This window comes from Mycobacterium sp. GA-1841 (assembly GCF_001954135.1).
In the GTDB taxonomy this organism is placed as follows: domain Bacteria; phylum Actinomycetota; class Actinomycetes; order Mycobacteriales; family Mycobacteriaceae; genus Mycobacterium.
In genome coordinates this window covers 163,364-169,602 of record NZ_MBEQ01000056.1, presented here as the reverse complement: position 1 = coordinate 169,602, position 6,239 = coordinate 163,364, and the positions used below count along the sequence as shown (strand labels likewise).

General features: G+C 68.7%; 8 protein-coding genes. 2 read left to right on the top strand and 6 right to left on the bottom strand.

The features are described from left to right. The 4 genes from A5740_RS13325 to rimP form a co-directional block, all read right to left on the bottom strand. Positions 1 to 403, bottom strand: a 403-nt coding sequence (locus tag A5740_RS13325; protein ID WP_175616235.1) for a translation initiation factor IF-2 N-terminal domain-containing protein, incomplete at its 3' end; no start/stop codon positions are given. A gap of 102 nt (positions 404 to 505) precedes the next feature. Further along, complete coding sequence (locus A5740_RS29100; protein WP_254849178.1) at positions 506 to 730, bottom strand: YlxR family protein; 225 nt, start codon at positions 728 to 730, stop codon at positions 506 to 508. Positions 731 to 907: 177 nt separating this feature from the next. After that, a complete protein-coding gene (nusA, locus tag A5740_RS13315; RefSeq protein ID WP_076194692.1) occupies positions 908 to 1,936 on the bottom strand; it encodes a transcription termination factor NusA in 1,029 nt (342 codons plus the stop codon). Beyond that, entirely contained in the window at positions 1,933 to 2,478 is a 546-nt protein-coding gene (gene rimP, locus A5740_RS13310) for a ribosome maturation factor RimP (protein WP_076194720.1), read from the bottom strand. Before rimP ends, nusA begins: the two co-directional genes overlap by 4 nt. Positions 2,479 to 2,653: 175 nt before the next feature. On the opposite strand from rimP, the gene A5740_RS13305 reads away from it, so the two are divergent. Then, a complete protein-coding gene (locus A5740_RS13305; protein WP_076194690.1) occupies positions 2,654 to 3,154 on the top strand; it encodes a hypothetical protein in 501 nt (166 codons plus the stop codon). Beyond that, positions 3,151 to 3,630 carry a ferritin-like domain-containing protein gene (locus A5740_RS13300; protein WP_076194689.1) on the top strand — a complete coding sequence of 160 codons (480 nt, stop codon included), beginning with the start codon at positions 3,151 to 3,153 and terminating at the stop codon, positions 3,628 to 3,630. The genes A5740_RS13305 and A5740_RS13300 overlap by 4 nt, the downstream gene beginning before the upstream one ends. Before the next feature lie 143 nt (positions 3,631 to 3,773). Here A5740_RS13300 and A5740_RS13295 read toward each other — a convergent pair whose 3' ends face one another. Further along, complete coding sequence (locus tag A5740_RS13295) at positions 3,774 to 5,534, bottom strand: proline--tRNA ligase (RefSeq protein ID WP_076194687.1); 1,761 nt, start codon at positions 5,532 to 5,534, stop codon at positions 3,774 to 3,776. A gap of 11 nt (positions 5,535 to 5,545) precedes the next feature. Next, entirely contained in the window at positions 5,546 to 6,217 is a 672-nt protein-coding gene (locus tag A5740_RS13290) for a VOC family protein (protein ID WP_076194686.1), read from the bottom strand. Between the last annotated feature and the right edge of the window lie 22 nt (positions 6,218 to 6,239).

The following is a 6,239-nucleotide window of genomic DNA, read 5'->3' as shown; positions in this document are numbered from 1 at the left end:
CCGCCGCGGCCGGAGCACTCGGAGCCGCCGGGGGCTGCGGGGCCGCCGGCTTGGGAGCCGCGGGTCGGGCCGGGGCGGCCGGCGCCGGAGCTTCAGCCGCCGGAGCCGCGGGGGCTGCGGGCTTGGCCGGAGCCGGCTTGGGTGCGGGGGCGCCGGGCTTGGGTGCGGCCGGCGTGGGAGCACCGCCACCCTGGGGGCGCGGCTTGTCCTCGGGCTTCTTCGCGCCCGAGCGTGCTTCGGCCTTCGCGCCGAAAGATTCGCGCAACCGACGCGCGACCGGCGGTTCCACCGTGGACGACGCCGACTTGACGAACTCGCCCTGCTCCTTGAGCTTGGCTAAGAGTTCCTTGCTTGTGACACCGAGTTCCTTGGCCAACTCGTGTACACGGGCCTTACCTGCCACTACATCTCCTCGTCTGGAGGCAACAGCGGTGGTAGGCGCCGCGCCTCGGGTTTAGCTATGACGCATGGTCATCGGGACTTCACGGTGTGCTCATGTTCTTCGCTACCTGTTCTCTTGACCGGAGTGCTCGGGTGGCCGAATTCCTTCGACGTACTCGATCACTGCGGATGTATCCGGTGAACCGGTGAGTCGCAACGCTCGGACGAAAGCTCGTCGCCGAACTGCCAACTGCGTGCACTGGCGGTCAGGATGCAGCCATGCACCCCGCCCGGGCAGGCTGGCCGTGGGATCAACGGTCACGGAACTCGTCCCATTCCCGTCGGTCACCGCAACCACACGAAGCAATTCGGCGGCCAACTCTCGCTTCCGACACCCGATGCAGGTCCGCACTGGTCCGACAGGGGTGTCGGAGGTGCTTCGATGCGTCAGAGCCGGAGTCTCGCGCTGGATCACGGCTGAGTCTACCGCCCCACCGGGTGTGCTCCGAAACGCCGGTCACTGCTGTCAGTCGTGTACCGCGCCGGGGCGGACGTCGTGGTCCGGTTGGGGCGCGGCATCACTGCGAATATCGATCCGCCACCCGGTGAGCCGGGCCGCCAACCTGGCGTTCTGCCCTTCTTTGCCGATCGCCAGGGAAAGCTGGAAATCCGGCACGATCACGCGCGCCGCTCGAGCGGCCTCGTCGATCACCGACACCGACACGACCTTGGCCGGAGACAGGGCATTGGCGACGAACCGCGCCGGGTCCTCGTCGTAGTCGATGATGTCGATCTTCTCGCCGGACAGTTCGCTCATCACGTTGCGCACCCGCTGGCCCATCGGGCCGATGCACGCACCCTTGGCGTTCAGCCCGGGCACGCGCGAGGCCACCGCGATCTTCGACCGGTGACCGGCCTCGCGGGCCACCGCCACGATTTCCACCGAACCGTCGGCGATCTCGGGGACCTCCAGCGAGAACAACTTGCGCACCAGGTTCGGATGCGTGCGGGACAGGGTGATCAGGGGTTCCCGCGCGCCCCGGGTGACGCCGACGACGTAGCAGCGCAACCGGTCGCCGTGCTCGTAGCTCTCCCCCGGCACCTGCTCAGCGCTGGGGATCACGCCTTCGGAACCCTTGGTCTCGCTGCCCATGCGGACCACCACGAGCCCCCGGGCGTTGGCCCTGGCGTCGCGTTGGATCACCCCGGCCACGATGTCGCCCTCGTGTGCGGAGAACTCCCCGTAGGTCTTCTCGTTCTCGGCGTCGCGCAACCGCTGCAGGATGACCTGCCTGGCCGTGGTCGCCGCGATCCGTCCGAACCCCTCGGGCGTGTCGTCCCACTCGTGCAGGACGTTGCCGTCGGCGTCGGTCTGACGGGCGATCACCTTGACGACGCCGGTCTTGCGATCGATGTCGATATGCGCGTCAGGCTCATGGCCATCGGTGTGCCGATAGGCGGTGAGCAGTGCCGACTTGATCGTGTCGACGACCACGTCGACCGTGATGCCCTTGTCCGCCTCGATGGCATGCAGCGCGGCCATGTCGATGTTCATTCCCCGGCCCCCTTCCCGGTTTGTCCGGACAGTTCCAATTCGCGTCGGTTTGGAGGCGAAAACTCCACTTGCACAACAGCTTTTGCGATATCGGCCAGAGCGATTTCCCGGATCGCCAGCTCCCGGCCCTCCGGGACCACGACTTTGACCACGGCGCCGTCGGTTTCCCCGATCCGGCCGGTGAACACCGCGCCGTCGGCCAGCGTCAGTTCGGCCTTGCGGCCGCGGGCGCGCCGGAAGTGTTTGGCTTCGGTCAGCGGCCGGTCCACGCCCGGTGAGGTGACTTCGAGCACATACGGCGTGTCGCCTCCGGCGAGCCGGTCGAGCAACTCTGAGGCGGTCCGCGACAAGGCAGCCAGGGAATCCAGATCGAGGCCTTCGTCGCCGTCGGCGGTCACCACGATGCGGGGCGGGCGCGCGGACGCGTCGATCACGACGTCGTCGATCTCGTAGCCGGCGCGCGCGAATTCGCCGTCAAGTAGCTCGATCACCTGCGCCTGCGACGGTAATTCCGCAGACCGCAACTTTGGATCCGGTGCCACGGCGAGCTCCTCATCTTGAATTGTCTCCGGCACGAAGGCCCGGGCCAGCCGCGTGAGCTGGCCCCGGAATCGCCTATCCACGATACGCCAGCGCCGCGGTAGCAACCGCCAATCGTCGTCGGGTGCGTGGCGGACGTCGTCAGGCGGCGGCGTCGGGCAATGGCAGGATGTTCACGTGCCGAGCGCCCATGCAGACATCAGCCGGCGGCGCGTACTGCTCTCGGCCGCGGCCCTCGCCCTGTTGGGCGCCACCGCCGCCGCCTGCGGTACGACGACGCCGCAACCCGAAGTCGACGACCTCACCGAGCAGTTGGACCGGGCCCGCGCCGATGCCGAGCTGGCCGCGGCCGTCGCGGACGAGCAGCCCGCACAGGCCCAGGCGTTGAACGCGGTGGCCGCCGACCGCACCGCACACGCCGAAGCTCTGTCCGACGAATTGACGCGCATGGGTGCGACGCCCGCCGCCAGCAGCACCGCCACGACCACGACCCGTGCGCCAGGCGCCCCGGCCGCGGCCACCTCCACGGTCGGCGACGTCGTCACCGCACTGAAGGAGTCGTCAGAGCAAGCGGCCGAGGTGGCGCACACGCTGACCGGCTACCGCGCCGGTCTGCTCGGATCCATCGCGGCCTCGTGCGCGGCTGCCTACACCGTCGCGCTGGGAGGTGCACAGTGACCTCACCGAACCCACGGTCGACGACCGCTCCGACCCGGCCGAGCACGTCGGCCGATGCCGCACTGTTCGACGCAGTGGCCGTCGAGCACGCGACGATCTACGGCTATGGGCTGGTGTCGTCGCATTCGACCGTCGAGGAGAACGCCTTGGTGGCCGCCGCGATGTCCGAGCATCGAGCCCGTCGCGAAGATGCCATGGCTCGGCTCGAGGCCCGCTCGGTCACCCCGCCGCTGCCTGCGGCCGGCTATCAGCTACCCGCGCCGGTGACCAACCCGACCGAGGCCGCCAACCTCGCGATCCGGATGGAAGAAGATGCCTCGGTGGCCTGGCGAGCGGTGCTCGAACAGGCTTCCAATGCCGATGACCGCACCTTCGCGGTGACCGCCCTGACCGAGACCGCGCTCACCGCCGCCAAGTGGCGGGCCATCATCGGCACCTCGCCGGTCACGGTCGCCTTCCCCGGCGGCTCCGAGTAACGGCCTCGGTCGGGTTTCACGCGCGTTGCTCGCTCGGCGTTTCACGGGTTTCTACCCCAGGGCTGCCGCCGATCGCTCACAGCAGCCCAGAGGTCGAAACCGCGCCGACATTGAACGCCGACGCCGCCAGCCCTCGCGCTGAGTCAGCAGCCGGAGATCGCGTTCGAGATCTCGCTGGCGGCCGCATCGACGGCCACCTCGCGCTTCTCGCCGGTGAGCCGATTGCGCAGTTCCACCACGCCGTCGGCCCAGCCGCGGCCCACCACCACGATCCACGGCATACCGAGCAGTTCGGCATCCTTGAACTTCACGCCGGGCGAGGCCGTGCGGTCGTCGAACAGCACCTCGTGGCCGAGCCGGTCCAGATCAGCGACCAGTTCGGCCGCACCGGTGCGGGCGGCCGCATCCTTGTTCGCCACCACCACGTGCACGTCAAAGGGCGCGACGGCGCTCGGCCAGCGCAGGCCGAGCTCATCGTGCTGCTGTTCGGCGATCACCGCGACCATGCGAGACACCCCGATGCCGTAGGACCCCATCGTCAACCGCACCGGCTTGCCGTCCTCGCCGAGCACGTCGGCGGTGAAGGCATCGGCGTACTTGCGGCCCAGCTGGAAGATGTGGCCGATCTCGATGCCCCGCGCCGAGGTCAGCACACCGGCGCCGTCCGGGGACGGGTCGCCGTCGCGAACGTCGGCGGCCTCGATCGTGCCGTCGGGGGTGAAGTCACGGCCGGCGACCAGGCCGACCACGTGCTTGTTGGGGGCGTCGGCACCGGTGATCCAAGCCGTGCCGTCCACCACGCGCGGATCGACGAGATAGCGAACGTCGTTGTCCAACAATGCCTTAGGTCCGACATAACCCTTGACCAGAAACGGGTTCTTGGCGAAGTCGGCGTCGTCGAGCAGTGCGAACTCGGCAGGCTCAAGTGCCGCGCCGAGGCGCTTCTCGTCGACCTCACGGTCGCCGGGCACGCCGATCGCGAGCAGCTCCCACTCGCCGCCGGGCTCGCGGACCTTGAGCAGAACGTTCTTGAGGGTGTCGCCTGCGGTCACCTCCTGGCCCGTGAACTGTTCCAGCCCAGCCGAATTGGCCCAGTCGACCAAGGTGGCGATGGTAGGCGTGTCGGGGGTGTCGTGCACCTGCGCCGCTGGCTGGCCCTCGATCGGCAGCGGCGCGGGGGCCCGGGTGATCACGGCTTCGACGTTGGCGGCGTAGCCGGAATCCAGGCAGCGCACGAAGGTGTCCTCACCGACCTCGCTCTCGGCCAGGAACTCCTCGGAGGCACTGCCGCCCATCGCGCCCGAGACCGCCGAGACGATCACATAGCGCACACCCAGTCGGCCGAAGATCTTCTGGTACGCCTCACGGTGGGCGTGGTAGGCGTTCTTGAGGCCGTCGTCGTCGACGTCGAACGAGTACGAGTCCTTCATCACGAACTCGCGGCCACGCAGGATGCCGGCCCGGGGACGCGCCTCGTCGCGATACTTGGTCTGGACCTGGTAGAGGATCACCGGGAAGTCCTTGTAGGAGGAGTACTCCCCCTTGACGGTCAGGGTGAAGATCTCCTCGTGCGTCGGCCCGAGCAGGTAGTCGTTACCGCGCCGATCCTGCAACCGGAACAGGGTGTCGCCGTACTCGGTCCACCGGTTGGTGGTCTCGTACGGTGCACGCGGCAGCAGTGCGGGCAGCAGGATCTCCTGGCCGCCGATAGCGTCCATCTCTTCCCGCACGATCTTCTCGATCCTGCGCAGCACCCGCAGGCCCAGCGGCAGCCAGCTGTAGATGCCGGGACCGACCGGGCGGACATAGCCGGCCCGGATCAACAGCTTGTGGCTGGGCACCTCGGCATCGGCGGGGTCGTCACGCAGGGTTCGCAGGAACAGCTCGGACATACGGGTGATCACAGCGGGCCAGCCTAGTCGCGACCCTGCCACGTGCAGATGCAGGCCTCGTTGCCCTCGGCGTCGGCCAGGACCCAGAAGGCCGGTGCCCGACGGTCACTGAGCAACCGACCACCTGCGGCCAGCGCCGCATCGACCCGCGCCTGCGCCACCTCATGCGGGACGTCGATGTCGATGTGTATCCGATTACGTTGTGAGCGTGGGGAATCCATCTGCTGGAACCAGATCACCGGGCCCCGGCCGAACGGATCGACGAGTCCGTCGTTGACACCGGACAGACCTGGCTCGTCCTCGTATCCGGTGACGGCTTTCCAGAACGGGCGCACCGCGGCGATGTCGAGCGCGTCGATGGCGATCTCGAAGGCCTGGACGGATCCGCCCCCGGTCGACAGCTCGAAACCGTGGGCCGCCAACGCCTGTGACACGTCACGGGCCAGCTCCAGGTCCCGCGCCGTCACCGCACCGGCATCGCGCGTCCGTAGGCGCAGGACGGCCCGGTCACTGCGGATGTCGATCGAAAGATGGCCGGGGGCATCGGTACCGGCCGCGGCCACCGCATGGGACGCCGCCCCGGCCGCGGCGGCCATCGACGGCACCAGGACCTCGGTGTAGATGGCACCCAGCACCAGGCGCCAGCCCAGCGGCCCGACGGCCTCGGAAATCTTTTGGCGGCTCGGCCTGTCCACGCCGACAGACTATCGGGGAAGC